This is a genomic window from Citricoccus sp. NR2 (assembly GCF_027594385.1).
Lineage (GTDB): Bacteria > Actinomycetota > Actinomycetes > Actinomycetales > Micrococcaceae > CmP2.
Genome location: NZ_CP115154.1, coordinates 506460 through 532308, shown reverse-complemented (window position 1 = coordinate 532308; position 25849 = coordinate 506460). Strand labels below are relative to the sequence as shown.

Here is a 25849-nt window from a genome sequence, read left to right as displayed (position 1 = left end):
CGCCCTCTCCATCACAAGGTGGTGTTGAGGGCGGCCGAAATTTCTTGGGCGGCGCGTTGCACATCGGCCACGTGGGTGAGGGCGGTCTCGCGGTCGAAGCGTAAGGATGGCCCCACCAAGTTGACGACGCCGAGGGCGCTGCCGCGGGCATCTACTATCGGCGCCGCAAGGGCTGCGATACCGAGCTCGTAGGAATTGGAGATATAGGCGAAGCCGTCTGAGCGAACCTGGGCAAGACGCTCGATGAACTCGTCTTCCGACTGCGGAGCGCCGGGGCCGCGCGCGCCGGTCGGCGCCTTGGGCTGGGCGCGCAGACGAGAACGGGCGTCGTCGTCGTTGAGCGTGGAGAGTAGCGCCAGGCCGCTGGCCGTGCTGAGGAGATCGACCGTTTGGCCGGAATCCGGATCGTAGCGTAGGGCGTGTTTGGAGCCCTGTGCCTTGGTGATCCAGATGAGCTCATCCTCGTCCAGGACGCTCATCCTGGCCAGCTCGCCGGCCTGCTCAGCCAACCGAGTGAGGACGGGCTGTGCCAGATCGACCAGTGGCACCTGAGAGAGGTGGCGCTGGGTGATCGAGACCAGTTTCATGGACAGCCGGTAGCGTTCCGTCACGTGATCCTGATGTACGTAGCCCAGGCCGATCAGGTCTGCCAAAATACGGTGGGCCGCGGATTTCGGCAGGTCCAGCTCGGTGGCCAACACCATGAGCGGCACCCCATCGGCTTCGCCAGCAAGGCGCTCGATCACAGCCATCGATCGGGAGAGGGCAAGGTTCACGGTGTGCTCCTAGGGTTGGTGGCTACCGGGAAAACACCTTCCTGGAACCTTGTTCCAGGAAGGTGTTCCTATCGTACCGGAGTTCAGCGGATAAAGCCTCAGAGCCCAGTTTGGTTGACCCCATAGACTGCCTGCTCCTGGGTGTACCCCTCGAAAACGAGCTGGTCGATCAGCCCCTGGCGCGAGAATCCCGTGACATCCAGGTAATTTTCGGCAGCTTTCGCGGCCTGCTCGTTCCAGTCCACGGTGACTTGGTCGACGGCCCACGTGGCATCCGCGGTGGAGAAATTCTCGAACTCCAGCTGATCGATCAGCCCGCTGCGGGAAAAAGGCATAAAGTCCAGGTAGCTCTCGGCGGAACGCAGGGCATTTTGCTGGCTCACGGTACCGGCGTTGGCTTCCGCCTCTGCGGCTGCTTCAGCCTCGGCCTGACATGATGCCATCCTTCGTGCGAGTCTCGGGAAGCGAGAGGTGGAGAGTGAGTGATCGCTTCGGCGATCACTCACAACCTAGCCGCGAGGACGGACATTGAAGATGGTAAGGGCGCGGGTTCGTCGGTGTGACTCCCACTCGGACTGACCAGCATGTGTCTTGATCGTGATGTGTCCACCGGCCCCGCCGCCTCGAAAGGACTCTGAGAGTGGGACTGACATCGCGGTGTCTGGCGAGGAGGATGGGATCATAAGGCCTCCGGTGTGGCCCAGCACTAGGACTGAACCGCTGTTTCCCGCTCGTGATCTGCCCACCGGATACAGGGGCCTTACATGGAGGTGATCCAGCCGGACGGACATGACCTCATAGGAGCCTGGTGGTCCCGGCCTCGTCAATGTCTTGTCTGCCCGTCCGGCCGGAGCCTTCCCAAGGTTGAACACAACGAGAAAGGCAGTTCCATCATGGCAAGTTCCGCACTGGATGTATACGCCGGGGTTGATACCCATGCCGAGACACACCACGTAGCCGTGATCGACGGGTTGGGACGCCGACTCGGTGACACCGAGTTCCCCACCACGGTTCTCGGTTACCAGCAGCTCTTGGCTTTCGTGGGTGAGTTCGGGACGGTCCAACGTATCGGTGTGGAGGGAACTGCCTCGTATGGGGCCGGGCTCACCGCCTATCTGCGGGCCGAGCGGATCGTGGTGCGAGAAGTCATCCGCCCCAGCCGGGCAGCCCGCCGCAACGGCAAGTCCGACCCCATCGATGCTTATGCGGCGGCCCGGAGCGTCGCAGCTAACGACGACCTGCCGATCCCGAAGCTGCTGGATGGCGAGGTCGAGCAGATCAGGGTCACACTCCGAGCCCGCAGCAGTGCCATTAAGGCCCGCAACGTGGCCATGGTCCAGATCAAGGACTTCCTCACCACCGCACCAGCCCGGGTACGAGAGGCTTACCGGTACTTGTCTGATGAGGAACTCATCGAGGTACTGGCCGCTAGTCGTCCGCAATCAGATCAGACGCTGAAGCGGGTGTTGCGTCGATTGGCGCGGCGCTATGAATACCTCGGTGAGGAAATTGATCAGGCGGTCGAGGAGCTGGAGGTGCTGACGGTTCGGGTGGCTCCGGAGCTCACTCAGGCTCGAGCGATCGGTACGATCACCGCGGCCCAGTTACTTGTCACTGCCGGGGCTAATCCGGAACGGGTCAAGTCCAAGGCTGCTTTCGCAGCATTGTGTGGTGTGAGTCCGATCTCGGCTTCTTCCGGTAAGACACAGCGTCACCGCCTCAACCGAGGCGGGGATCGGCAAGCGAATTGGGCGTTGCACCGGATCGTGATGGTCAGGATGGGCAACGATGAACGTACTCGTCGCTATGTTGAACGCCGCACCGCTGAGGGAAAGGGAACCAGGGAGATCATGCGATGTCTGAAGAGATATGTGGCTAACGAGGTCTACACATTGATTCTTGACCCTGATCAAGTCCCGCCCTCAGACGACCTTCGCCCACTGCGGCATCAGCAACATTTGACCCTGACACAGGTCGCTGATCACTTCGATACTTCGCCGGGGAAGATCTCCCGGATCGAACGCGGCCAAAGCCGAGATGATCACTTCACAAAGCAGTACCGAAAGTACCTCCTACAAACGCTTTGACACCATATAGGAGCATCACGATAAGCGGGGCTACCCCAGGAGCAGGTGGGCCAGCGTGTAGATGGTCACCCCGGCCAGGGCGCCGACGATGGAGCCATTGATGCGGATGAACTGCAGGTCGCGACCGGCGAAGAGCTCGATGGTGCGAGCGGCCTGTTTGCCGTCCCAGCGGTGGATGGTCTCGCCGATGATGTCGACCAGCACGGGGCCGTAGTTGTTGGCCGCCCAGTGTGCTGCCTGTTGCACCATGGTGTCGACGCGCTCGGCCAGTTGGGCGTCGGTCTGCAGGCGCACGCCCAGATCGCGGATCGCGCTGACCAGGGCGTGGTGCAGGTCCGAGGTTGGGCTGGCCAACTGCTCCAACAGTCCAGCCTTCGCCGTCGCCCAGGCCTGCGAGGCCAGCTCGGCCAGGCGCGGATCGTTAAAGAGAGAGACCTTCAGCTCCTCCACCTTGGCGCGCAGGTCGGCGTCGTCGGTCAGATCCGCGGCGAAACCGTGCAACCAGGTGTCTACGGAGCGGCGTAGCTCATGGTGCTCATCACGCTTCACCGCGCGCAGGTAATTCAGTGCCTCGGTGTGGATACGCTCGCCGAGTTTGCGGTCCACGACGTCGGGAATCCACTGCGGGGACCGGGAACGCACCGCGGAAATGAACAGATCCTGATTGGCCCGCACCCAGTCGGTGGCGCGGTCCAGGGCCAGCTCGAAAGCGGGGCGGTGGTGGCCGGCGTCGATCACATTTTGCAGCAATGCAGACAGGGTGGGCGACCATTCGGGGGCCACCACGTGATCGCGGACCAGGGTGGAGATCACATCCTGGACGACGTCGTCGTCGGTCGCACGCAGCACCCCGGAGGCGGCCTGTGCGGCCTCGGCGCCCACCCGCGTCGAGTTCTCCTCGGTAGACAACCAGCCGCCCACCTTCTCGGCGAGGCGCAGGCTGGAGAGGCGCTCATCCATCACCTCGGATTCCAGGAAATTCTGCTGGAAGAACGATCCTAAAGACTCGCCGAGCTGGTCTTTCTTCCGCGGAATGATGGCGGTGTGCGGGATGGGCAGGCCCATCGGGTGGCGGAACAGAGCGGTGACGGCGAACCAGTCGGCCAGGGCGCCCACCATGCCGCCCTCCGCGCCCGCGCGCACGTACCCCAGCCACGGGTAACGGTCCTCGTAGATGAAGGCGATCACGAAAATCACGGCGAGGACGACGAGGACCGAGGTGGCGACGAGTTTCATCCGCTTCAGGGCGGCGGCGCGCTGCTCATCGGTGACGGCGGCGCCGGAGGCAAGGGCAGGCGCGGGAGAACCCGTGGCGGGCGACGCGGGGGTGAGGGTCATGCGTCCAGGATAGTGGCCGGGCGGGTGTGGGCGCGGGTACGCCCCGGGTCCGGGCGGAGGCTCGGTGATGCAGACATTCCGCCCTATGTTGTGATGCAGGGCACTTTTACCTCACTTTTACCTCACTTTTACCGGCGCAGAGCGAGCTCCACGGTGGCGGCGGCAATGGCTTGCTCCTCATCGGTGGGCGCGACGACGACGGGGATCCGGGACTCTGGCGTGGAAATGGTACGCACCGCATCCGAGCGCTGCGTATTCGCCTCCGCACTGTACTCCACGCCCAGGGCGCCGAGACGATCCAGCACCCGGGCGCGGAACGGTGCGGCGTTCTCCCCAATGCCGGCGGTAAACACGATCGCCTGCGCGCCGTCGACCGCCACATGGTAACCACCGATGTACTTCGCCAGCCGATAAGACGCCACCTGCAACCCGGCCTCGGCCTCCCGGTCGCCGGACTCCGCTGCCTCCAGCACCTGCCGCATATCCGTGTGCCCGGTCATGCCCAGCAGCCCGGATTCCTGGTTCAGCACCCGATCGATCTCCTCCACCGTGTAGCCGTGCGCGCTGCACAGGTGCGCGACGATCGAGGGGTCCAGGTCACCCGATCGGGTGCCCATCACCAGCCCGGCCAGCGGCGTGTATCCCATGGAGGTGTCCACGGAGCGCCCGTCGCGGATCGCCGTCGCCGAGGCACCGTTGCCCAGGTGCAGGATGATCCCGCGGAACTCCTCGCGGGGAATGTTCAGGTGCTCGGCGGTCAGCCCGGTCACCAGGTCGTGGCTGGTGCCGTGGAACCCGTAGCGGCGGATCCCGTAGTCGGTGTACCACGTGGTGGGCACGGCGTACTGCCAGGCCTGCCTCGGCATGGTCTGGTGGAACGAGGTATCGAACACCACCACCTGCGGCAGGTCCGGCCACTGGGCGCTCAGGGCGCGCAGCCCCTGCGCCGCCGGAGGGTTGTGCAGTGGGGCCAACGGGGCCAGCCGGTCGATAGCGCGAATCACTTCGGGCGTCACCAGGGCCGGGGCCGAGAAGCGTTCGCCGCCGTGCACCACCCGGTGGCCCGCGGCGTCGATGCTGCGTCCGTCCAGCACGTCCTCCAGTTCGGCGGCGACGTGCTCGAGGGCCTGGGCGTGGTCGGTGATAGCGGATCCGGGCTGGCCGATGCGTTCGATGAGTCCCTTCCCCACCACCGGTTCTGCCGTATCGACGCCGTCGTCGGTGAGCTCACGCAGCTGGTATTTCAACGACGACGAACCGGAATTGATGACGAGAATCAGCATGGCGCTCCTTGAGGGGGTCGGGCGGACCGGCCGGGCCGGGTGGGTGTCTGGCACCAGTGTAGGGCGGGAAGCGCTGCGCTACACTGGGCCGCGGACACGGGGTGCGCGAAGGGCGCTGAGATCACACCCGTGGAACCTGATCTAGCTCGAACTAGCGAAGGGATGTCCGCATGACTTCCGTTTCTGACCCCGTTTCTGCCCCGGTTTCTGACCCGGGGCTATCGCACCCGGCCCTGCGCGCGGGGGTGGTGGGTAATGGGATCGACAATATCCACGTCTTTCTCCCCGTGACGGCGCTGGCCCCGGCCATGCTGGTGCTCGCCGGCCCCGGGGCCGCAGCCTCCACCGGCGCGCTGATTATGGTGGCCATGCTGCTGGGCCGGCCCCTCGGCGGGATCATTTTCGGTCGGATTTCCGACCGGCTCGGCCGCACCCGCACCACCCGGATCGCCATCGCCGGTACCGCAGCCTGCGCGCTCGCCATCGCGGTGATGCCCACCCACGAGCTACTCGGCCCGGGCACGGTGGCGCTGATTCTGGCGCTGCGGTTTATCGGCGGCATTTTTGTGGCGGGTGAATATTCTGCCGCGATTCCGCTGGCCATGGAGTGGTCGTCGGGGCGGCGTCGCGGACTAATGAGCGGCCTGATTCTGTCGATGGCGCCCTGGGCGCAGGCCACGATTGCGTTTTCGGTGGCGGGGCTGCTCGCGGTGCTCGGCCCGGACCAGTACGCAGCGTGGGGGTGGCGGCTGCTGTTCGGCATCGGTGCCGGACTGTCCATCGGGATGCTGATTTACTACCGCCGTCATGTGGTGGATGCCCCGGTGTTCCACCGCCACGCTCATCAGGTGCGCGCTACGGAGACGGGGAACCAGGGCACGGCGCCGAACACCGGGAGAACCGGGATGCGGGCGCTGCTAATGGGCCGGTGGGCGGGTGCTTTTTGGCAGGTGTTCGTGATGATGACCGGGCTCTGGCTGCTCACCGACACCACGGTGCTGTTGCTCACGGAGCGATTGTCTACCGATTCGGGGCTGAACCCGACGGCGGTGCCCGTGGTGATGGGGCTGGCCTCGGTGGCGCAGGCGATCGTGATGGCGGTGGCCGGGCACCTCTCCACCGGGGTGGGTCGGCGCACCCTGTTCCTGTGCTGGGGCGCGGTGGCAGCCGTGGTCGGGCCGGGACTGTGGTGGCTCACCGTGCACGCTGCATCGTGGGAAATGGCGGCGGCCGGGGCGGCCGTGCTGCAGGTAGTCACCGTGTCGGCGTATGGGCCGGTGGCTGCGTATCTGTCCGAGCGGTTCCCCACTGCGGTGCGCTCCACCGGGTACGGTGCCGGCTACAGTCTCTCGTTGGTGCTGCCGGCGCTGTACCCGTTTTACCTGCCGTGGCTGGAGCCGCTGCTGGGCCGCCACGGATCGGTGATGGCGCTGTTGAGTCTGGGCGGGGTGTTGCTGATGATCGGTGCCGCACTCGGGCCGCGGCTGGGACCGGGCGAGCTGGACGATGATCTCGATGCCGTCGCCTATCGCAGTGCTGGACTGGCTGGACCGGCTGCTCAGCCTTCGCCGCGGATGGCGTCCAGGGGTGAGCCCAGCATCAGCAACACCACGTAGACCACCACCACCGCGGCCAGGGCCACCACACCGCTGAGCACCGGGTGGGTGAGCACGACTCGCATCAATCGGTCATGCCACGTGCGGTCGCGCGGATCCTCGGTGGCGGTGCGCCGCCACGCGCCGTCGAGCAGTCCGCGTCGGGTCAGCCACCGTTCCATGGGCACTGTGGCGTAGGGGACGACGGCGCTGCCGATCGCCAGCACGGATACCTTCGGGCTCCAGCGCAGGTTTTTGGAAACCAGTACCGCGGTGGTCGCATAGGAGAGGAACACGAAACCGTGAATGCCGCCGCCGAGGGTGACCGCGAGGTCCCATCCCAGGCTCGCGCGCAGAATCAGCCCCGCGATCAGCAAGGTCCAGGAGCCCGCCTCGGCGATGGCTAGGGTGCGGAACAGGGTGTGCGGCGTGCGAAACACGGGACTCCTCATCGGTGCGGCGACGGTATAGCGGCGGTGCTGTGACGTCCCGGCAAGTCTACGGTTCCGGGGTTTGCGCGCTCGCATCGATCCCGCCCCTGTTCGCGCAGAGCCAGAACCCGGCTGTACTGGCCCCGACTCATCCGGACTCATCCGGTTTTGCTTCGGCTCCGAACCCCTGATGACAGTACCGGTGGTGCACTGCACTAGGGTGAGAGGATGAGCGACCCCGTGAACGAGCGACTCCGGGAGCTGTTGGCGCAGTGCGCCGACGGCAACCAGGACGCGTTCCGGGCGCTCTACGATCATCTGGCCCCGGTGGTGTTCGGTGTGGCGCTGCGGGTGCTGCGCGATCGCAGCCTGGCGGAGGAAACTGCGCAGGAGGTGCTGCTCGCGGTGTGGCGTACCGCCGACCGGTTCGATCCGGCGCGCGGCTCCGTGCTGGGCTGGGCGTCGACGATGAGCCACCGGCGTTCCGTCGACGTCGTGCGTTCCGTGCAGGCGCAGCGGCGTAGGGATCACGCCGAGGGGGTCCGCAGTGCGGTGCCGGTGGTCGCGGAGGTGGAGGAGATGGTGGTGATGGGCGACGACGCCGCCGCGGTGCGCCGCTGTCTCGAGGGGCTGAGCGCGCCCGAACGCGAGGCCGTGCAGCTGGCCTACTACCAGGGGCACAGCTACCGCGAGGTGGCTCAGGAATCCGGCACGCCGGAGGGCACCGTGAAGTCCCGCATCCGCACCGCACTGAAACGCTTGGCAACCTGTTTGGGGGTGAAACGATGATCGGCCGCGATGACCAGCACGACCAGCACGACCAGCATGACCAGTACGACGAGCGCGACGAGCGCGAGCGTGCTGCCGCATTGCTGGGCGCCTGGGCGGTGGACGCCGTCGACCCCGAGGAGCGCGCCCTGGTGGAACGGGTGCTTGCCCGGGACTCGGAGTTGCGGGCCGAGGCGGACGAGCTTCAGCGGGTCACCGATCGGCTCGCCGGATCCTTGGCCGTGGAGCCGCCCGCATCCCTGCGCGAGTCGGTCCTCGGCGCGATATCCTCCGCAGAACAGTCCCACGTCGAGCCCGCAGATCAGTCCGCACCTCAGTCCCGCCGCTGGGGCTGGGCGCTGGCCGCCGCGGCCGCGGTCTGCCTGGCCATCGGCGGCTGGTGGGGGATCACCGCGCTCAATCAGGATTCCATCACCGAACAGGATCAGTACACCGCCCTCGAGCAGGTGCTCCAGGACCCGGACGCCCAGCACTTCACCGCCGAGCTCCCCGAGCAGGGCACCCTCGAGATTGCGCTCGGCTCGGACGGCGCCGGGGTGCTCACCGGGCAGGCCGTGCCCAGCCCCGGAGAGGCCCGCGCTTATCAGTTGTGGACCATCGACGGCGACGACGCCCCGGCCTCGCACGGTCTGGTGGAGATTCACGACGGGCGCGTGCTCATGCCGCTGGACGGCGTGCCGGCCGGTGCGGTCGTGGCGCTGACGGTGGAGCCCGCAGGCGGTTCGGAGCAGCCCACCACCGATCCGATCCTCGCCGTCGAGACGCAGTCCAGCTAAGCCCCAACAACACCCTGATCAGCCCAGCCCCGGCGAGCCCTGACCACCCCTGGCCGAAACCGCCCCGGTGAGTAGACTGGTGACATGGGACACATTGTGGTGGGAATTGACGGATCCGAGAACAGTCTGCACGCCTTCGACCATGCCCTGACCCTGGCCCGGGGCCGCAACGCCGCCCTGCAAGCGGTCGCCGCCTATACGGAGCCCGGCTATGGGTACACCCCCGCGGCCGCCTCTGCCTCCCGGGCCGGAGACGCCCGTACCCTGGCCCGGGCCGCCCTCGATGAGACGGTCGCCTCGGCCGGGCTCAGCGAGGACGAAGAACGCCGGGTCACCACCACCGTGGTGGAGGGCGATGCTGCCAAGGCTCTGATCGAAGCCTCCGCCACCGCCGATCTCACCGTGGTGGGTCAGCGCGGTCGCGGCCGGATTTCGGGCCGGTTCATGGGAAGCGTGTCCTCCTCGGTGGCCGCCCACGGGCAGTGCCCCACCCTGGTGATCCCGGGACACACTGGACCCCACGACGACGCAGAGCCCAGTTCGGCGGCAGACCTGCTCAGCGAAGATCTGAAAGCCGCACTCGATGCAGCCGCGGCCGAGCGCGGAGACGGACTGGCCCGCGGCGCCCACGCCTCCGCGGATGCCGGCGACGACGTCGAGAAGATGATGGACTTCTCCGGCAGCGTGGCCGTCGGGATTGACTTGCAGGCCGAACCGATCACCCTGGCCCTGGTGGCCGCGGAGTACGCCGCGCAGCTGGGTCACACCCTCACGCTGGTGGCCGCACACCGGTTCTCCGCCACCGCCTGGGGTCCGGTCTCGCCGATCTACGGGGCGCAGGTGCCGCAGATGCGCCGCGATTTCGCGGATCGGCTGGAACTCATTGCGGGCAAAGTCGCCGAGAAAACCTCGGTTCCGGTGCGTTGGCGGTTTTTCGACGCCGCCCCCGCCACCGCCCTGGGGGCGGCTTCGGCCACCGCACCGCTCGTCGTGGTGGGCACCCGTGGCCGCGGCGGATTCGCCGGACTGCTGCTGGGTTCCGTGAGTCAGTCGCTGCTCAACCGCACCGATGCGCCGGTGCTGGTGGTCCCGCACACCCGAGAAGGCTGAACCTGCCCAGCCCAGCCCAGCTAGTTCACCCTTGTTCAGCCCTGTGCCTGAAGGGCGGTGATCGCGACCGTGTTCACGATGTCGTCCACCGTGCAGCCGCGGGAGAGGTCGTTGACGGGCTTGTTCAACCCCTGCAACACCGGGCCCACCGCCACCGCACCCGATGACTGCTGCACCGCCTTATAGGTGTTGTTGCCGGTGTTGAGGTCCGGGAAGATAAACACCGTGGCCTGCCCGGCCACCTCGGACCCCGGCATCTTCGACGCTGCCACCGAAGCAGACACGGCGGCGTCGTACTGCAGCGGCCCGTCCACCTTCAGCTCCGGGTGCTGGGTGCGCACCAGCTCGGTGGCCTCGCGCACCTTGTCCACCGCCTCGCCCGATCCGGAGGCGCCCGTTGAGTACGACAGCATCGCCACCCGCGGGTCGACGCCGAACTGGGCGGCCGTCAGTGACGACGCATACGCAATATCCGCCAGTTGTTCCGCATTCGGATCCGGGTTCACCGCGCAGTCGCCGTACACCAGCGCCCGGTCCGGCAACAGCATGAAGAAGACGGAGGAGACGATCGATACCCCGGGGCGGGTCTTGACGAACTCCAGCGCCGGGCGGATCGTGTTCGCCGTCGTGTGGGCCGCCCCCGACACCATGCCGTCGGCGTCGCCCAGCTGCACCATCATGGTGCCGAAATACGCACCCTCGACCATCACCTCGCGTGCCCGATCCAGATCCACCCCGCGGTGCGCGCGCAACCGGGCATACTCTTCCGCGTAGCGCTCGCGGTTCAGGGCATCGGCCGGATCCACCAGCTCGAGCCCGGTCAGGTCCACACCCTCCTGAGCGGCGACCTCCCGCACCCGCGCCAGGTCACCGAGCACCACTAGGTCACACACGTCACGACGGCGCAGAATCTCCGCCGCGCGCAGAATCCGGGGGTCCTCGCCCTCGGGCAGCACGATGCGCTTCCGATCAGCCCCGGCTCGGGAAATCAACTGGTGCAGGAACCGCAGCGGGGTCACCCGGGTGGGTCGGCTCAGCTCGATCCGGCTGAGCAGCTCATCGGCGTTCACCCGCTGATGCCAGGCCCCCAGGGCGGCGGCGGTTTTGCGGGGCTGCGCGGAGGAGAGCTCCGAGCGCACCGACGCCACCTGCTGGGCGGTGCCAAACGTGTCTGCAAAGGAGATGAACACCGGGAATGGGGCGTGGGCGTACAGCCGCTGAATATGTAGGTTCGGCTCGATCCCGTTGGTGAGAATCATGCCCGCCGGCACCGGGAACTCCGGTGTCAGCGACGACGCTATCGTGGCCAGCACCGCATCGGAGCGGTCACCGGACACGATCACCAGCGCCCCCTCCCGCAGGATCTGCAGGAAGTTTCCGCCCTCCATCGACACGGCTTTCACTTCGGAGACATCGCGGTCCAGGTGCTCGGAACCGGCCACCTGCTGCAGTTTCAGTGCGTCCGCAATTTCCGCCACCGAGGGCAGGCTCAGCTCGGCCAGCTCGGGGAGCACGTAGACGGTGCGGCGGTGCTTGCCCGGGCGGATCGCCTGCGAGATCTCCTCGATCCTGGCCGGATCGGCGCGATTGACGATCACGGAGAGCAGGTCCACCCCGGCGTCGTCGAGGGTGTGCCGGGTCAGGTCTACCGCGTCGGCAGTCTCGGCCGGGTCGAGTCCGACCGCGGGCACCACCGCCACCACCGCGGCGTTCAGATTCCGTGCCAGCTCCGCGTTCAGCTCCACTTCGGCCGCGGATTCGGCAGTCACCAGGTCGGTTCCCTCCACCACGACGACGTCGCAGTCGGCGCTGATCTGCTCGTAGAGGGCGACGCTGCGTTCCTGGATCTCCTCGTGCCGGCCCGCCGTCATCAGGGACCGGGCTTCGGCGGCGGTCATCCCACCGCGTGCCAGCTCCGCGCTGAGCCGAAACTGCTCGCGCATCAGCAGCACCATCGGGTCACTGTCGACGTCGTCGCCGGGCACCACAGGCCGGAAGTAACCGATCGATCCGGAGCGTTTGTACAGCGAGTCCGCCAATCCGAGGCTGACCAGCGACTTTCCGGCCCCGGCGGTGGTGGTGGCAACAAAGATTCCCTGACCCATGCGTTCCACTATAGGTGTCACCCGGGGCTCGACAGTGTTACCGGGGACATCCGATCAGGCACACTGGGGGAATGATCGTTGCATTCTCTGTTTCTGTGTCCGGCCAGGGCTCCGCGGGCCCCGATGCTGCCTCCGGTTCTGCCGACGGCACCGCTGAGGGGTCGGTGAGCCACGCGGTGGCCGCGGCCGTCGAGGTGGTGCGCGGCTCCGGGCTGGACCACCGCACGTCCTCGATGTTCACCGAGATCGAGGGGGAGTGGGACGAGGTGATGGCGGTGGTGAAGAACGCTGTCGACGCCGTCGCCCCCTATGGCGCCCGGATTTCCCTGGTGCTGAAGGCCGACATTCGCCCTGGTCGCACCGGTGAGATCGAGCACAAGATTGCCCGGGTGGAACAAGCCCTGGCCGAGCGGCAGTGACGTTCCGGTCTGTGAGGTTCGGACGTCGACGCCGCGGTGAGCCGCGCACCCCGGGGGAGTCCCGGTATTACGTGCGTGCGGCCGACCCCGCGGATCTACCTGCCGTGCTGGCGATGAAGCTGGCCAGTTGGCGCGAGGCGTACGGTGAGCTGCGCGACGCCGAATTTTTCGACCGCGCCGAGGCCACCCTCGAACAGCAGGTCGAGCATTGGGCCGGGCTGCAGCACCGCGGCACCGGAATATGGCTGGCCGAAGACCTCACCGATCGCGTGGTCGGAATGGCCTCGCTCGATCCGGGCGAGACTGGCGAGCTGGGCGAACCAGGCGCGCCAGGACCAGCCCAGCTGACCACCCTGTACGTGTTGGCGGAGGCTCAGGGCACCGGGGTGGCCGACGCTCTGCTGCGCGCCGCCCTGAACCACGCGGCGCCGAGCCTCACTCCCGACCCAGCCATACCCGACCCACCCCTACCCGACGTCGTGCTCACCGTGCTGGAAAACAACCCGCGCGCCATCGCGTTCTATACCCGGCACGGATTCGAACAGGTCGGTGAACCCATCGAGATGACCGGGCCCTGGGCTGGATTGCGCGAAATCCGCATGGTGCGCCGCGGGGACCGCTCATGGTGAAGCATTCCCCGGTCAACATCGTCCCCGGGCTGTACCCGATCGACGCCGGCACCGCCGAGATCAGCGAGGACCCCTTCACCCCGGGGTGCTGGTTGCTCACCCTCAACGGCGCGGAATCCTCGCAGCTGAACCCCGATCAGCCCACCGTGCTCGGATTCGAGTACATGCGGTGGATCGCCGCCGTCATCGGGCACCGCTTCACCACGGACACCGCCCTGAAGGTCCTGCACCTGGGGGCGGCCGGCTGCACCCTGGCCCGCTGGGTCACCGCCCTGTACCCGAAAGCCCACCAAGTCGCCGTCGAGTATGACGCCGGTCTGGCCGCCCTGGCCCGCGACCGTTTCGGCCTCCCTCGCGCCCCGGCCCTGAAAATCCGCGTGGCCGAGGCCGGTGAGGTGCTCGCCGCCGGCTATCCCGACACGCGCGACGTCATCATCCGCGACGTGTTTGCCGACGACGACGACGGTCGCCCCACCACCCCCGCTCATCTCACCGGGATCCAACCCGCAGAGCACGCGGCCCGGCAGCTCGGCGCCCACGGGGTGTACCTGGTGAACTACGGTGGCGGGCCCGGCATGGCAGACGCCCTGGTGGAGCAGGCCGCGCTGGCGGAGGTGTTTGCCCACGTCCTGGCGATCGCCGACCCCGCCATGTTCAAGGGGCGCCGCCGCGGCAACGTCATCTTCGCCTGCAGCCAGGCGCCGCTCACCTCCACCGCCTTGGGCGGGGAACCGGCGCTCACCCGGGCACTACTCTCGGACCCGGTTCCGGCCCAACTTCGCCACGTCTCCCCGCCGAGCCCGGGGCGCACTAGACTGTGACCACCAGGACGGGGCAGCCCCACCGCCACAGGGCGGGCCACCTCGTTCCCACCGTACAGGGAGGTTGAGATGACCGGCATGTTCCATGATCCCGCCCGTCGCGTCGAGAACGAGGCGGAACGCACCCGCCGCCACGCTCAAACCCACGGCGTCGTCGTCGGGGTGGACGGGTCCAAGCGCTCGCTGGCCGCCGCCGTCTGGGCGCTGCGCGAAGCGACGCGGCGCGATCTGCCGCTGACGCTCGTCTCGGCCTACACCCTGCCGATCTTCCCGTCGGTGGCGCTCGACGCCGGCTACGGTTCCATGGAGGATTCCGCCCTGGCTGAAGGTGCCCAGCAGATTCTGGCGGCCACCGTGGAGCAGCTCGGTCCCACCGACGTCGAAATCCGCACCCGTGTCGAACTCGGCGACCCCGCTACCGTGCTCACCGACTACTCATCCCAAGCGCACTTGCTGGTGGCCGGGTCCCGTGGGCGCGGCGGTTTCATGGGGTTGCTGGTGGGTTCGGTGTCGCGCAGCCTGCCGTCGAATGCCTCCTGCCCGGTGGTGCTCGTGCCCCTGGGCGCCGAAGAGTCTCGCGCCGGGGACAACGCCCCCGTGGTGGTGGGTTCCGACGGCGGTGAGCGCGGCCGACTGGCCATCCTGCGCGCCGCTGAGGAGGCCCGGTGCCGCGGGGCCGACCTGCGGCTGGTGTGTGCCATGGCGCCCGTGTCGTCGGCCGTCGAGTGGCTCCCGTCCACCGTGGACGAGCGCGCGCTGGTGGATGAACTGCAGGAGAAGATGGACGCCGGGGTGGCCTGGCTAAAGGCTCAGGTGCCGGACCTGAACGTCACCGGCGAGGTGATCGACGGCGTGCCGGTGGACGTGATGGTGGCCGAATCCGAGCACGCCCGCCTCACCGTGGTGGGCACTCGGGGCCGCGGCGGTTTCGCTGGCGCCCTGCTGGGTTCGACGTCGCAGGGCATCATCGCCCACGCCAAGGGCCCGGTGATGGTGGTGCCGTTCACGAAGGACAAGCGCCTGGAATCCCGGCCGGAGTTCGGCCCGATGTTCGACGGCTAAGTAGGGCGGTTGTCCCGTTCTACTCGAGTGTTGACTTCCCCGTTCTTTGCGCGCGCTGGCCTACTCCCGTTGGGGTCGCCAGTAAGTGTTGCGCCTCGGTACTTGGCCGGGGTCGATGTAGGGTGGCGCGGTGAACCAGGGCACGTCATCGATGATGTGGATGTCCCAGTCGCCTCGGTCGGCTAACCGGTGATCGTGGTGGCATAGCAGTACCCCGTTGGCGGTGGAGGTGGGGCCGTGGTTGCGGGCCGGGTCGATGTGGTGGGCCTCGCACCAGGGTGCCGGTGTGGTGCATCCGGGGGCGGCGCAGCCGCCGTCGCGGGCGACGAGTGCTTTGCGTAGGTGTTTATCGAAGAATCGTTCACTGGTGCCGACATCTAACACTTGTCCTGCACCGCCTAGGACGACGGGCAGGATCTCGGCTTCGCAGAGTAGGTGGCGGATGGCGGCGGGGCTGATCGGGCCGGTGTAAGAGCCCTGGCTGAGCTGGAAACTGGGTAGGGTCCCATCAGCAAGCCAGGCCGGGTCGAAGTTCTTCGGCGCGAAACCGCCCTGGTGCATCATCCTCAGGAGCAGGGTCAGGTCGATGGTGACCAGCATTTGAGGCCGGGTGCCGCCCTGGTCTGGGAGTTTGTTGTGTGGGACTTTCAATCCTGCGGTGAGGACTCCGATGAGGGCGTCGTGGGCTCTCTGCGCCGGGGTGCGCTCATCCAGGTTCTCGACCGGGTGCCCTGCAGCATCCACCGCATGCGTCGATCCCGTAATGTTGTCGGCTGTTGCTTCAGCACCGGTGCCTGAGCTGGTGTCGGCTGTTGAGCTGGTTTCTGCGCTGTGGGAGCCGGGGGTGGCCCGGGGGTTGTTCATCGCGTGGACCAGGGCGCGTAAGAGTTCGTCGCCTGCTTGGTCGGTGGCGCATTGCCAGATGCTGAGTTTGCCGCGGGTCCCGATCCGACGCAGTCCCCGCTTTTTCTCCGCGTATTTGTCATCGGGTGCTTGCCCGTCGGGGTTGACCCGGGTGCTGGTGCGTTCTTTCCACCCGGCCGCATACGTGGCGAAGGCGTTGTCATCAAATTCCCGGGCCTCGTCGATGAGGGTTTTCTCGCCGTCGTTGATGAGTTTGGCGACCGCTTCTGGGTCAGTACTCACACTGCGGGCTTCTTCCGCGACCGCCTGGAGAGCCTCGATGATGGCTTGAGTGGCTCGTGGGGTGATTTCTCCGTCAACAACAGCGTCGTGTACTTCGGGTAACGGGGGTTCGGTCGTGGTGCCAGCAGCGTCGGTAAGGCTGGTGAGTGTGGTGTCGGGGTGGACAGCGGTCGCGGTCTGAACACGACGTCGAGCCACACCGAATCCGACCATGGTGTGAAATCGCAGGTAGTCTGCGGCGTTTTTGTAGGCGAGACGCCCGGTAGGGAGTCCGAGGAGTTCGAGGCGTTGTTCGTGCAGGGGGAAGATCCGACCAACGACCCCGGCTAACGCGGTTTCCACGTTCTCACACAGCCGACCGAGGGTAGCGGCTTGCTCGATGATGGCGGGCAGGGACGCGGCCGGGTCCGCGCAGGTGATGGCGTCTTCGGCGTTCCTGCCACCGGTGGTGTAGTGGCCTTGTTCATTGGCCAGGAACGAGGTGCCCCAGTCGTGGTGGTCGTCTGTTTTCTCCCGCTGGAACGGGCTGAACTCGTCATGGGCGTGGGCAGAAGAGACGCGCCGGCTCAGGGTGGTGAGGCCCTGTTCAAGCAGGGCAGTCAGATCGGCGGTGGAAAGGTCGTCCAGGGATTCAAGGAGTTCAGGCAAGGCAGAAAGGGAAGGCGATGCGGTGCTGGTCATGGCCCGGCTCCCCCTTCCTGCGGTCTGAGCCCCTCAGGCTTCTGAGACGTGTGTTCTAGTTCCAAGTCTAGTTACGGTATCGATTAAAGGGAAGTGGTGATCGAGGTTGGGGATAAGTTGGGGTGCCCGAAAAATGGGGCCGCGGGATGGTGCGGGAGATGGCTCCTCCACAAGGGTGCGGCTCGCGACCCCGACGTGCTGCAGCGAAGGTAGAGCGCAGGTGGAGACAAAAATAGCGCCGGACCTCTGAGCGAGATCCGGCGTCTGGAGAAGAGGGGCGATGGGGAACGGGAAACGAGAAAACGGTCATGGGGGACATCGGGGGAGAGGGGCGAGAGAAGTTAAAGAAACAGAGGCGGTATCCCTTCGTTAGGGTGCCGCCTCTGTTCGGTATAGCCCCTCGGGAATCCGGAGAACTTCCCCGGACCCCGGATTCCCGAGGGTAGATGATGGCGCGGTCAGTAGCGACCTGCGTAGGGATGGACGTTCACCATGCCGCCGTAGTTCAGCGCGGTCACGGAAACGCCCATCTGGGGGTTACGTGCGTGCGCGATCTGGCCGTTCCCGATGTACAGAGCGACGTGATACATGGAGGAGCCGCCGTTGGAGCTCCAGAACACCAGGTCGCCAGGCTGCAGCTGGCTCAGCGGCACATACTGCTTGGCGGCCTGGAACTGGGTGGTCGAGGTGCGCGGCAGGGACTTGCCGGCGGCCTGGAAGGCTCCCAGGGTGAACCCGGAGCAGTCATAGCCGGACGGGCCGTTGCCGCCCCAGGTGTAGTAAGTGCCCGGCTGGTTGGCCTTGTTGACGGCCCAGTTGATGGCGGTGCCTGCCCATCCGGAGTTCGACGCCGTCTGGACCTGCTGGGTCTTCGTCGGGGTCGGCGTAGGGGTTGCAGTGCGCGTCGGCGTCGGGGTGGCGGTCCGAGTTGGCGTCGGAGTTGCAGTGCGCGTCGGCGTCGGGGTGGCGGTCCGAGTTGGCGTCGGAGTTGCAGTGCGCGTTGGCGTGGGGGTGGCGGTGCGCGTTGCGGTCGGCGTCGGAGTGGGGGTCGCCGTACGGGTGGCGGTCTGCGACGGTGTCGGGGTGGCGGTGCGCGTGGCTGACGGCGACGCCGAAGCGCTGGCTGACGGGGTCGGGGTGGCCGTGGCGCTCGGAGTGGCAGAAGCGCTCGGGGAAGCCGAAGCCGAAGCGCTAGCAGATGCGGACGGCGATGCCGATGAGCTGGGGGAGGCCGTGGCGGTCTCGGAGGCCGTTGCGCTCGGCGTCTCGGAAGGCGTAGGAGTCGGGGTCGGTGTGGGGGTCGGCTCCTGGGCCTCTGCGGCTTCGGTGCTTGACGGTGAGGGGCTGACGGCTTCTTCGGCGGCGCGAGCATCAGAGTCGGCAATGGCCGCCTGCAGTGCCTGCTCCAGGTCCGATGCCTCGATGGCGGAAACGCGCTCTTCGGCCTCGGCGTCGGAAATATCGTGCAGCTCTGCATACAGGCCAACCAGCTGTGCTCGGTCGGCCTCTGCCTCCAAGCGGGCCTGCTCGGCGGCCTCGGCCTGACGGCGCAGTTCCGCCTGACGCTCGGCCTCGATGCGGGCCGCTTCTGCTTCGGCAGCCTCAGCGCGCTCGGCTTCGGCGGCCAATGCTTCCGCTTCGGCTGCCTGACGGGCGGTGTCCTCCGCGGTCTGGGCCTGGGTGTTGGCGATCTGATCGGCAGTCGCGGCGCGGGAGAGCGTGTCCTCGTCGCCGAACATCACGTCGGTGACGGTGGTCCCGCCGTTGCGGTACATATCGGCGGCGGTGTTGCCGGCGGCCTCATCGGCGCTCGCTGCGGATTCGGATGCAGCGGTTGCGTGATCGCGTGCGGATTCGGCGGTGTTGCGTGCCTGGGCCACGGCTTCGGCAGCCACGCGGGCGTCCTCATTGGCCTGCTGGGCGTTGGCCTCGATCTCCTGCGCACGGCGGGTGGTCTGCTGGATGGCGGCGTAGAGTTCGCCCGCCATCTCGTCGCGGGAGGCGTCATCCGCTTTGGCCTCGGCGACCTTGTTCTTCGCCGGGATCGTTGCGCGCTCGGTCACCGTCTTGTCTTCGGCCTGCTGGCTGGAGTTCACGGACTGGAGCAGGTTCGGCATGGCGGCAGCGGTGACAGCGCCCACGGTCACGATGGCGACGGCGGCGGTAACACCTGCAACGCGGCGAGTTTTCACAGCGGTTGTTCCTCTCACTGCGGAGCTCGAGGGTGAGTGATGTGCTGGCCGGATCACCAGCGGTGGTGGGCCGTCACATGATCGTCACGTTTAGGTGAAGAGAAGATCACGCTCAGGCTGTGTTGAGCTCCACAAGACACGAGAATAGATGCACAATTGTCACAAAAGCAACACAAGTCAGCCCCGTATCATAAAAAACAACGATGTAATTTTGTTACACCCGTTGCAAACGTGGCGTGTCGCGTCCGATGAGAGGTGTGAGTTTGCGTGGGCTGGCCCGGGGCTAGCCCCACCCGAGGCGATGTAACTCGTCGTCGTCGATGCCGAAGAAATGAGCCACCTCGTGCACCACGGTCACCGTGATCTGCTCAACGAGTTCCTCGCGCGTCGAGCACATCCGTTCCAGCGGATTCCGGAATATCGTGATTTGATCGGGCATGGCCCAGGGCTCATTGCCCCGTTCGGTGAGTGGGATCCCTTCGTAGAGACCGAGCAGTTCCGTGTCGGGGGCCTCCCATGGTTCTGGTTCATATTCGTCGGCCACGAACACCACGACATTGTCGATATGACGCTGCAATCGCCGCGGCAGACGGGTCAGAGCGTCCTGAACGGCGGCGTCGAATTCTTCCTCGGAAAGCCAGTGGCCATCGGCGGTTTGCACATTGGCGAGTCTTCCCTCTACAATTTTCTAGGTCAACCTCGCACTGTTGAACCGTGAATCCTCACGGAAGGTGGCGCGTGGAAGATAGGCCCCCATCGTCTAGCGGCCTAGGACACCGCCCTTTCACGGCGGCGGCACGGGTTCGAATCCCGTTGGGGGTACTGCATTTGCGGCACTAGCCTTGGGCTGGAAATGCGACGGTCATCCTCGGAAACGAGTGTGGTCAAGAGAGGGAAAAAACTCTGGTAGAGTTAGTTCCCGCAACAAGGCCCTGTAGCGCAGTTGGTTAGCGCGCCGCCCTGTCACGGCGGAGGTCGCGGGTTCAAGTCCCGTCAGGGTCGCGGATGCGAGAGCCTGTCCAGATGGACGGGCTCTTTGTCCACGAGATGCTTCCGAGCATCTTGGCTCTGTAGCTCAGTTGGTAGAGCGTTCGACTGAAAATCGAAAGGTCACCGGATCGACGCCGGTCGGAGCCACTGAACCCCCGCGTAGCTTCTACATCGCGGGGGTTCTTCATTTTAGTGCCCGGGTCTTTCGGAGCTCGGCGTTACCTCGGTGTTGCCGACAGCTGGATCGGCTGTTGCAACTCCGTCACCCAGTCGGTCTGGTCCTCCGGGTACGAGCGGATGTAGAGCTCTCGACAGGCAGTAGATGGCGCGTAGCCGCGTTCTACGATCGCTGTGTGCAGCGCCTGCCAGCTGTTTCCGATGCGGTCCATTGGCCCGAGATGCACGCCGCAGAGCGCGGCGTCGGCCGAGGGGATGTCGATGATCTCGAATCCGTCTCTCGGTTCACCGCCGTAGACGTAGCCGACGATGACCCGCATGCCGGCCTCGACGGGCTCATAGACCGCGAGGGGCGAATCCAAGGCGCCGGCAACATCACCGATGAGGTCGGCCAGCGCATCAAAGGCCGGTCCGACGAACCCGGCGATGTCGGGTTGGTCGGGGACGATCGTGGTGCGTGCCGCAAGACGCAGGGCCGGAAGTGGCTTCTCGACGTATTCGATGTTTGACATGGTGTTCTCCGTTTCGATGAGGTGCAACCGTCGTGCGACGTCGATGAGCCGAGCCTCCGCGATGCGGTGCTCGCGCTCGACCTGCGTCTGTCGGGCCAGCAGCAGCTCCGCCAGGAAATCGGTGGAGACTCCCTCGCTGAGCATTGCTGCGATGTCGTCCATGCTGAAGTCGAGGCGGCGCAGCGCAACGATCCGATGCAGCTGGCGAAGCTGCGACGGGTCATACGAGCGGTAGCCGGTGAACTCGTCCACGTGCGCGGGTACGAGCAGCCCGGCGGCATCCCAGTGCCGCAACTGGCGATGGGTCACTTGACCGATCTGCGCGAAGGCTCCGATGGACAGCATGTCTCTGTTCAATCACCTTCCACCGTGTCAGGGTCAAATCTCCCACAGCTTATCGAGTTGCCGTGGGCATGACCGTGGAAGAGGTCAGTTCGTCAGGCGGCGCCAGAGATTGGTGTCGGCCAGATCCAGCAGCTCGCCCCCCTGGCCGGCGATCACCGTGCGCAGCGCCCACAGGGTGAAACCCTTGGCCTGGGCCGCGGTGATGCTCGGCGGAATCGACAGCTCCTGGCGGGTGGTGCGCACGTTCACCAGGCGGGGACCGTCGGCCGCGAGTGCCTCGCGTAGCGTGGCTTCCAGTTCGGCGCCGGTCTCCACCTGATGACCCGGGATGCCCACCGCTTCGGCCACCGCGGCGAAATCGGGGTTGGCCAGTTCGGTGCCGAAATTCACCTGGCCGGCGGCTTTCATCTCGAGCTCGACGAACCCCAGCGAGGAATTGTCGTAGACGACGATGGTGACCGGCAGGTTGTTCTGCTTGATCGTGATGAGATCGCCCATCAGCATGGCCAGGCCGCCGTCACCGGCCAGCGCGATCACCTGGCGTGAGCGGTCCACGGCCTGGGCGCCGAGGGCGTGCGGCAGGGCATTGGCCATGGAGCCGTGGATGAATGAACCGAGCAGGCGGCGGTCTCCGCCCAGGTTCAGGTACCGCGACGCCCAGATCACCGGGGTGCCGACATCCGCGGTGAAGACGGCGTCGTCGTCGGCGAGCTCATCGATCAGGCGGGTGAGGTACTGCGGGTGCACCGGGCCGCGGTCGTCTGCCGCCGCCAGCCGGTCCAGTCCCTTGCGCGCCTTCTCGTAGTGCTTGCGGCTGTCGCGCAGGTGCTTGCCGGAGCGCTTCTCGCATAGCAGCGGGGTGAGGGCGGCGGCGGTGAGGCGGACATCGCCGACCAGTCCCAGGTCTAAGGGGGTGCGCCGTCCCAGATGTTCGCCGCGCAAATCCACCTGGATGATGCGGGCGTCGTCCGGGTAGAACTGACGGTAGGGCAAGTCGGTGCCCAGCATCAACAGGGCGTCGCAGCGTTCCATGGCCCGGTAGCCGGAGCTGAAGCCCAACAGGCCGGTCATGCCGACGTCGTAGGGGTTGTCGTGCTCGATGTACTCCTTGCCGCGCAGGGCGTGCACGATGGGGGCCTGCAACCGCTCCGCCAAGGCGAGCACCTCCTCGCGGGCACCAGCCACCCCGGCGCCGGCCAAGATGGTGACCCGTTCGGCGTCGTCGAGCAGTCGGGCGGCCTCGTCGAGCTCCTCGACGGAGGGGACCACCTGCGGGTTGCTGCGGCGGATCGGCGCGGTGGAACGGCGTGAGGGCGCCTCCTCGAAGAACACGTCGCCGGGAACCACCACCACAGCCACACCACGGCGCTCGACGGCGGCACGCATCGCGTTCTCCAGGACCCAGGGTAGCTGGGCGGCCGAGCTGATCATTTCGGTGTAGACGCTGCACTCCTGGAACAGCTCCTGCGGATGGGTTTCCTGGAAGTATCCGGAGCCGATCTCTTCGCTGGGAATGTGCGAGGCGATGGCCAGCACTGGGACCCGGGACCGGTGGGCGTCATAGAGCCCGTTGATGAAGTGCAGGTTGCCGGGGCCACAGCTACCGGCCACCACCGCCAGTTCCCCGGTGAGTCCGGCCTCGCCGGCGGCGGCAAAGGCCGCAGATTCCTCATGGCGGACATGCATCCACTCCACCGAGTCGTTCTCACGCAGCGCTTCGGTGAACGCGTTCAGCGAGTCTCCGGCCAGGCCCCACACCCGGCTGACGCCGGCACGTTCGAGTTCGGTGACGAAGAGTTCGGCGATATTCATGGTGCCAGGCTAGGACCCGACGTCGCACGGCCTCAACGGTTGAGGTGCGTGAGAAGTCCCTCGGCCACGGTGTTGATGGTGTCGCCGGCGGCGGCCTTCACGTCGTCGGGCGACCACGGGAACGCGTAGGAGCGGTCGGCGATCGTGTGCATGGACAGGTCGTTCCAGGAGTCGCCGAAGGTGATGAGCTCGACGTCGTGGCGCGCGAGGCCCAGGTGCTCGATGAGCCACTGGAGCCCAGTTCCTTTCGACGCTCCGGCCGGGAGCACATCGATGAAGGTCTGATTGACGAAGGCCGCCACGTCGAAGGTGTCCTGCACCCAGGCGTGGATGCGCAGCTTCAGCTCCTCGTCCTCGGGCACCCAGATCGGTACCCCGACGAACTGCTCGCCGGCGACCTCCTCCACGGTGACCTCGCGATAATCGCGCAGGATCGAGGTGCCCATCGTGCTCGGCAGGGTGGAGACGAAGCGGGCGTCAGCGGATTCCAGGGTGGTGCCGTAGACGGCGAGTCCCGGGGTGTCGCTCAGTTCGTCGACGATGCTGCGCACCACCTCGACGTCGAGGGTGGAGGAGCGCAGCACGGCGTCGGCGCGGTCGGTGATCACCGCTCCGGTGAACAGCACCGAATAGTCGAAGACGACGTCGAATCCCTGCAGCGCGAACTGCGCGGCGGACAACGATTTTCCGGTGGCGGCCACGGCCAGGTTCCCGGCGTCCTGCCAGGCCCGGATGGCGGCCACCGTATCGGCGGGGATGTCGTCGTCGAAAAGGATGGTCCCGTCGAAGTCGAAGGCGGCGAGTCTCATGGTGCGAGCCTATCCGGTTCGCGGTGCCAGGGACCGAACTCACACTGCACGTTCGGTGGGTCCTTCTCGTCGACAAGTCACCTTTCAGCGCTTCTGCCTGAGAACGTCTGTGTACAATCGCGACTGATATGGGGCCGACTTGTCGAGGGCCGGTTCCGCGCGCGGTGTTTGTCTTGCATTCGGAGGCCTTTTTCGTTGGGTCTAGATACTACTTTCGATCACGGACGGCCTTCCCAACCTATTCCGCAAGTAGTTCTGTAGAGGGTGTCAATAGGGCGGATCCATCTGAACGTAATCACCACATCGCCATGTGAGGCATGGAGCGTCCTATCCCGAGGGTCGACTGATGTTGCTAAGTCTATTGAGTCTATTGAGAGTTGCGGCACGCTCTTTGAGCGCTCGAAAGCAACCCCGGAAAATCGTGAACGGGAGAGTAGAGGATCAGGCTTTAATGGGAGCTGGACGCTACAGACTGAACTGGATATCTATGTAACTAACAGAATGAGAATATCATTCAGATGTTGCGTCTCGCGGGGCGGGGTGGCGCTATCGCCAGCTTGTACGGTTTGATATTGCGTGAGCTCTACCCTCTCACCTGTTGCTGTGATGCAGGTTGTTCGAGAGCTGGGCTCCATTCGGAATCTACATTCTGAGCCCAACTGCCGGGCGAGGTTTTCCAATCAGGTCTGGAGTCATTTCGCGCTACCGAACCTGTTGGCAGTGCCGGCGATGGTGTGCTGCGCTACATCTTTGACATCGATGCCTTATTCGGGTGGGGCGATCGCGCATGTGAATCGTAAAGGCCTGCATCCCCGTGCATCAGCCGGATTCTGAGATACGCACGACTCGACTCGCCGGATTGCATTCGGGTTCCAATACGGTGTTGCCTCCGATTGAGGGCGGTGGGTTCGGAGCGGTTGCTGATGAAGGTGCGATTGAGGATTGCTTCATCATGGGGTGCTGTTGATTTTCTGGTCGACCGATGTTGTCGCGTGCGCTGAGCGCGTTGAGAATGAATCAGGTGGTGCAGGAGGGTGTCCGAGGCTACCTCGGGACGACTTGGCACATTATGAAACATAGCAGGTACGATAAACGCGAATATGTTATATGATGGGCGAGTAGGTCAATCCAAGGAGTACAGAGATGTCCGAAATTGAGAACCTCAGCGTTACCGCGAGCGACGGCGCAACACTCGGCTATTTTAGGAGAGGCCAAGGCCCCGGGCTCGTCATCACTCACGGCAGCATTGCGACGAAGGAACAGTGGCTGCTTGCCTCGGAATCTCTTGCCGAGCACTTCACCGTGTATGTCTATGACCGCCGGGGGCGTGGGGACACAGGTGATAGTGAGCATTACTCGATTAATCGAGAAGTCGCCGATATCGGAACGATGCTCGCTGTCGCTGGGTCAGGATCGCATCTACTTGGCCACTCCTACGGCGCTTTGTGCTCCTTGGAGTACTCGCTTCAGCACGGGCTCGATGGTGGCACGCACATCGCATACGAGCCTCCACTTGCCGTGCAAGGTACGGTCGCAGGCGAGCGGCTCGCCGGCTATGTCGAACTGGTAGAAAAAGGCGATCTCGACGGTGCTCTTGCGTACGCATTAGTGAACTTTGTACGCGTACCGTCAGAAGCGATTCCATCGATCCGCGAAACACCAATCTGGGACAGCTCTGTTCCGCTCACCCCAACGTGGGTGCGAGAGTTACGCGAAATCGACGCCCTTGGCATGGACATTTCCCGCTACGCTCCAATCACGGACCCGACGCACTTGATCGCTGGAACCGCCACCTCTTCGTTCTTGGCCCAGTCGGTGCACGACCTCGCCGACACTATTGCAAGGGCCACCTCGACCGATATCGAGGGCGCCGACCACTTCGCTCATCTAGCGAACCCGTCCGGTTTTTCGCGCGTCGTCATTGACGCCATTACCGCGCACGCCGAGTCCTAAGCCTATCCGGA

At 65.8% G+C, this 25849-nt stretch carries 21 protein-coding genes, 3 tRNA genes, 1 pseudogene and 1 riboswitch; of the genes and pseudogenes, 13 read left to right on the top strand and 12 right to left on the bottom strand.

Annotated features, from left to right (window positions below; translation table 11 throughout):
- Window positions 1–11: 11 nt before the first annotated feature.
- Both O1A05_RS02485 and O1A05_RS02480 read right to left on the bottom strand, forming a co-directional pair.
- Window positions 12–776: an IclR family transcriptional regulator gene (locus tag O1A05_RS02485; protein ID WP_270106514.1), complete on the bottom strand. Its 765-nt coding sequence runs from the start codon at window positions 774–776 to the stop codon at window positions 12–14.
- A gap of 98 nt (window positions 777–874) precedes the next feature.
- Entirely contained in the window at window positions 875–1219 is a 345-nt protein-coding gene (locus tag O1A05_RS02480) for an Ltp family lipoprotein (protein ID WP_333482000.1), read from the bottom strand.
- 447 nt (window positions 1220–1666) lie between these two features.
- On the opposite strand from O1A05_RS02480, the pseudogene O1A05_RS02475 reads away from it, so the two are divergent.
- Window positions 1667–2674, top strand: a pseudogene (locus O1A05_RS02475) (IS110 family transposase); the annotation flags it as partial.
- 219 nt (window positions 2675–2893) lie between these two features.
- Here O1A05_RS02475 and O1A05_RS02470 read toward each other — a convergent pair.
- Together O1A05_RS02470 and O1A05_RS02465 are read right to left on the bottom strand one after the other, a co-directional pair.
- On the bottom strand, window positions 2894–4201 hold the full coding sequence (locus O1A05_RS02470; protein WP_270106513.1) for a DUF445 domain-containing protein: 1308 nt from the start codon (window positions 4199–4201) through the stop codon (window positions 2894–2896).
- Between the two features lie 128 nt (window positions 4202–4329).
- Complete coding sequence (locus O1A05_RS02465) at window positions 4330–5484, bottom strand: acetate/propionate family kinase (RefSeq protein ID WP_270106512.1); 1155 nt, start codon at window positions 5482–5484, stop codon at window positions 4330–4332.
- A gap of 87 nt (window positions 5485–5571) precedes the next feature.
- Window positions 5572–5664, top strand: a riboswitch (TPP riboswitch).
- Here O1A05_RS02465 and O1A05_RS02460 point away from each other — a divergent pair.
- The gene (locus O1A05_RS02460) at window positions 5655–7100 is read left to right on the top strand and encodes an MFS transporter (RefSeq protein ID WP_270106511.1); all 1446 of its coding nucleotides are present in this window, start codon (window positions 5655–5657) and stop codon (window positions 7098–7100) included. (Overlaps the previous riboswitch by 10 nt.)
- On the opposite strand, the gene O1A05_RS02455 is transcribed toward O1A05_RS02460, so the two are convergent.
- Window positions 7043–7519, bottom strand: a complete 477-nt coding sequence (locus tag O1A05_RS02455; protein ID WP_270106510.1) for a DUF3817 domain-containing protein — start codon at window positions 7517–7519, stop codon at window positions 7043–7045. The genes O1A05_RS02460 and O1A05_RS02455 overlap by 58 nt on opposite strands.
- Before the next feature lie 219 nt (window positions 7520–7738).
- Between O1A05_RS02455 and O1A05_RS02450 the strand changes: the two genes are divergently transcribed.
- The 3 genes from O1A05_RS02450 to O1A05_RS02440 all read left to right on the top strand — a co-directional run bounded on the left by O1A05_RS02450 (window position 7739) and on the right by O1A05_RS02440 (window position 10185).
- Window positions 7739–8299 carry a sigma-70 family RNA polymerase sigma factor gene (locus O1A05_RS02450; protein ID WP_270106509.1) on the top strand — a complete coding sequence of 187 codons (561 nt, stop codon included), beginning with the start codon at window positions 7739–7741 and terminating at the stop codon, window positions 8297–8299.
- Window positions 8296–9075, top strand: a complete 780-nt coding sequence (locus O1A05_RS02445) for an anti-sigma factor (protein WP_270106508.1) — start codon at window positions 8296–8298, stop codon at window positions 9073–9075. Before O1A05_RS02450 ends, O1A05_RS02445 begins: the two co-directional genes overlap by 4 nt.
- A gap of 84 nt (window positions 9076–9159) precedes the next feature.
- Window positions 9160–10185, top strand: coding sequence for a universal stress protein (locus tag O1A05_RS02440; protein ID WP_270106507.1), 1026 nt, complete (start codon window positions 9160–9162; stop codon window positions 10183–10185).
- 35 nt (window positions 10186–10220) lie between these two features.
- Here the strand turns inward: O1A05_RS02440 and pta are convergent, their stop codons facing one another.
- Window positions 10221–12290, bottom strand: a complete 2070-nt coding sequence (gene pta, locus O1A05_RS02435; RefSeq protein ID WP_270106506.1) for a phosphate acetyltransferase — start codon at window positions 12288–12290, stop codon at window positions 10221–10223.
- A 71-nt stretch (window positions 12291–12361) separates the two neighbouring features.
- On the opposite strand from pta, the gene O1A05_RS02430 reads away from it, so the two are divergent.
- From O1A05_RS02430 to O1A05_RS02415, 4 genes are all read left to right on the top strand, one after another.
- Complete coding sequence (locus tag O1A05_RS02430; protein WP_270106505.1) at window positions 12362–12709, top strand: thiamine-binding protein; 348 nt, start codon at window positions 12362–12364, stop codon at window positions 12707–12709.
- A gap of 11 nt (window positions 12710–12720) precedes the next feature.
- Entirely contained in the window at window positions 12721–13338 is a 618-nt protein-coding gene (locus tag O1A05_RS02425) for a GNAT family N-acetyltransferase (RefSeq protein WP_270106504.1), read from the top strand.
- The gene (locus O1A05_RS02420; protein ID WP_270106503.1) at window positions 13332–14159 is read left to right on the top strand and encodes a spermidine synthase; all 828 of its coding nucleotides are present in this window, start codon (window positions 13332–13334) and stop codon (window positions 14157–14159) included. The genes O1A05_RS02425 and O1A05_RS02420 overlap by 7 nt, the downstream gene beginning before the upstream one ends.
- Before the next feature lie 69 nt (window positions 14160–14228).
- The gene (locus tag O1A05_RS02415) at window positions 14229–15221 is read left to right on the top strand and encodes a universal stress protein (RefSeq protein WP_333481999.1); all 993 of its coding nucleotides are present in this window, start codon (window positions 14229–14231) and stop codon (window positions 15219–15221) included.
- A 60-nt stretch (window positions 15222–15281) separates the two neighbouring features.
- On the opposite strand, the gene O1A05_RS02410 is transcribed toward O1A05_RS02415, so the two are convergent.
- The 3 genes from O1A05_RS02410 to O1A05_RS02400 all read right to left on the bottom strand — a co-directional run bounded on the left by O1A05_RS02410 (window position 15282) and on the right by O1A05_RS02400 (window position 19901).
- Window positions 15282–17048 (bottom strand): HNH endonuclease signature motif containing protein, encoded by a 1767-nt coding sequence (locus O1A05_RS02410; RefSeq protein WP_270106502.1) that lies wholly within the window; start codon window positions 17046–17048, stop codon window positions 15282–15284.
- Window positions 17049–17506: 458 nt separating this feature from the next.
- Complete coding sequence (locus O1A05_RS02405) at window positions 17507–19240, bottom strand: C40 family peptidase (protein ID WP_270106501.1); 1734 nt, start codon at window positions 19238–19240, stop codon at window positions 17507–17509.
- A gap of 283 nt (window positions 19241–19523) precedes the next feature.
- Window positions 19524–19901 (bottom strand): metallopeptidase family protein, encoded by a 378-nt coding sequence (locus O1A05_RS02400; RefSeq protein ID WP_270106500.1) that lies wholly within the window; start codon window positions 19899–19901, stop codon window positions 19524–19526.
- Window positions 19902–19989: 88 nt separating this feature from the next.
- Here O1A05_RS02400 and O1A05_RS02395 point away from each other — a divergent pair.
- The 3 genes from O1A05_RS02395 to O1A05_RS02385 all read left to right on the top strand — a co-directional run bounded on the left by O1A05_RS02395 (window position 19990) and on the right by O1A05_RS02385 (window position 20377).
- Window positions 19990–20062 (top strand) — tRNA-Glu (locus O1A05_RS02395).
- Between the two features lie 106 nt (window positions 20063–20168).
- Window positions 20169–20242, top strand: a tRNA-Asp gene (locus tag O1A05_RS02390).
- Between the two features lie 62 nt (window positions 20243–20304).
- A tRNA-Phe gene (locus O1A05_RS02385) sits at window positions 20305–20377 on the top strand.
- A 71-nt stretch (window positions 20378–20448) separates the two neighbouring features.
- On the opposite strand, the gene O1A05_RS02380 is transcribed toward O1A05_RS02385, so the two are convergent.
- From O1A05_RS02380 to O1A05_RS02370, 3 genes are all read right to left on the bottom strand, one after another.
- The gene (locus O1A05_RS02380; protein ID WP_270106499.1) at window positions 20449–21264 is read right to left on the bottom strand and encodes a MerR family transcriptional regulator; all 816 of its coding nucleotides are present in this window, start codon (window positions 21262–21264) and stop codon (window positions 20449–20451) included.
- Between the two features lie 84 nt (window positions 21265–21348).
- On the bottom strand, window positions 21349–23076 hold the full coding sequence (gene poxB, locus O1A05_RS02375) for a ubiquinone-dependent pyruvate dehydrogenase (RefSeq protein ID WP_270106498.1): 1728 nt from the start codon (window positions 23074–23076) through the stop codon (window positions 21349–21351).
- A 32-nt stretch (window positions 23077–23108) separates the two neighbouring features.
- A complete protein-coding gene (locus tag O1A05_RS02370; RefSeq protein ID WP_270106497.1) occupies window positions 23109–23885 on the bottom strand; it encodes an HAD family hydrolase in 777 nt (258 codons plus the stop codon).
- 1143 nt (window positions 23886–25028) lie between these two features.
- Between O1A05_RS02370 and O1A05_RS02365 the strand changes: the two genes are divergently transcribed.
- A complete protein-coding gene (locus tag O1A05_RS02365) occupies window positions 25029–25838 on the top strand; it encodes an alpha/beta fold hydrolase (RefSeq protein WP_270106496.1) in 810 nt (269 codons plus the stop codon).
- Window positions 25839–25849 lie beyond the last annotated feature (11 nt).

Coding starts and splice junctions, on each gene's coding strand:
- O1A05_RS02480 (WP_333482000.1), bottom strand. CDS start 1,219: ATGGCATCATGTCAGGCCGAGGCTGAAGCAGCCGCAGAGGCGGAAGCC.
- O1A05_RS02470 (WP_270106513.1), bottom strand. CDS start 4,201: ATGACCCTCACCCCCGCGTCGCCCGCCACGGGTTCTCCCGCGCCTGCC.
- O1A05_RS02465 (WP_270106512.1), bottom strand. CDS start 5,484: ATGCTGATTCTCGTCATCAATTCCGGTTCGTCGTCGTTGAAATACCAG.
- O1A05_RS02460 (WP_270106511.1), top strand. CDS start 5,655: ATGACTTCCGTTTCTGACCCCGTTTCTGCCCCGGTTTCTGACCCGGGG.
- O1A05_RS02450 (WP_270106509.1), top strand. CDS start 7,739: ATGAGCGACCCCGTGAACGAGCGACTCCGGGAGCTGTTGGCGCAGTGC.
- O1A05_RS02445 (WP_270106508.1), top strand. CDS start 8,296: ATGATCGGCCGCGATGACCAGCACGACCAGCACGACCAGCATGACCAG.
- O1A05_RS02440 (WP_270106507.1), top strand. CDS start 9,160: ATGGGACACATTGTGGTGGGAATTGACGGATCCGAGAACAGTCTGCAC.
- pta (WP_270106506.1), bottom strand. CDS start 12,290: ATGGGTCAGGGAATCTTTGTTGCCACCACCACCGCCGGGGCCGGAAAG.
- O1A05_RS02430 (WP_270106505.1), top strand. CDS start 12,362: ATGATCGTTGCATTCTCTGTTTCTGTGTCCGGCCAGGGCTCCGCGGGC.
- O1A05_RS02420 (WP_270106503.1), top strand. CDS start 13,332: ATGGTGAAGCATTCCCCGGTCAACATCGTCCCCGGGCTGTACCCGATC.
- O1A05_RS02415 (WP_333481999.1), top strand. CDS start 14,229: ATGACCGGCATGTTCCATGATCCCGCCCGTCGCGTCGAGAACGAGGCG.
- O1A05_RS02410 (WP_270106502.1), bottom strand. CDS start 17,048: ATGACCAGCACCGCATCGCCTTCCCTTTCTGCCTTGCCTGAACTCCTT.
- O1A05_RS02380 (WP_270106499.1), bottom strand. CDS start 21,264: ATGCTGTCCATCGGAGCCTTCGCGCAGATCGGTCAAGTGACCCATCGC.
- poxB (WP_270106498.1), bottom strand. CDS start 23,076: ATGAATATCGCCGAACTCTTCGTCACCGAACTCGAACGTGCCGGCGTC.
- O1A05_RS02370 (WP_270106497.1), bottom strand. CDS start 23,885: ATGAGACTCGCCGCCTTCGACTTCGACGGGACCATCCTTTTCGACGAC.
- O1A05_RS02365 (WP_270106496.1), top strand. CDS start 25,029: ATGTCCGAAATTGAGAACCTCAGCGTTACCGCGAGCGACGGCGCAACA.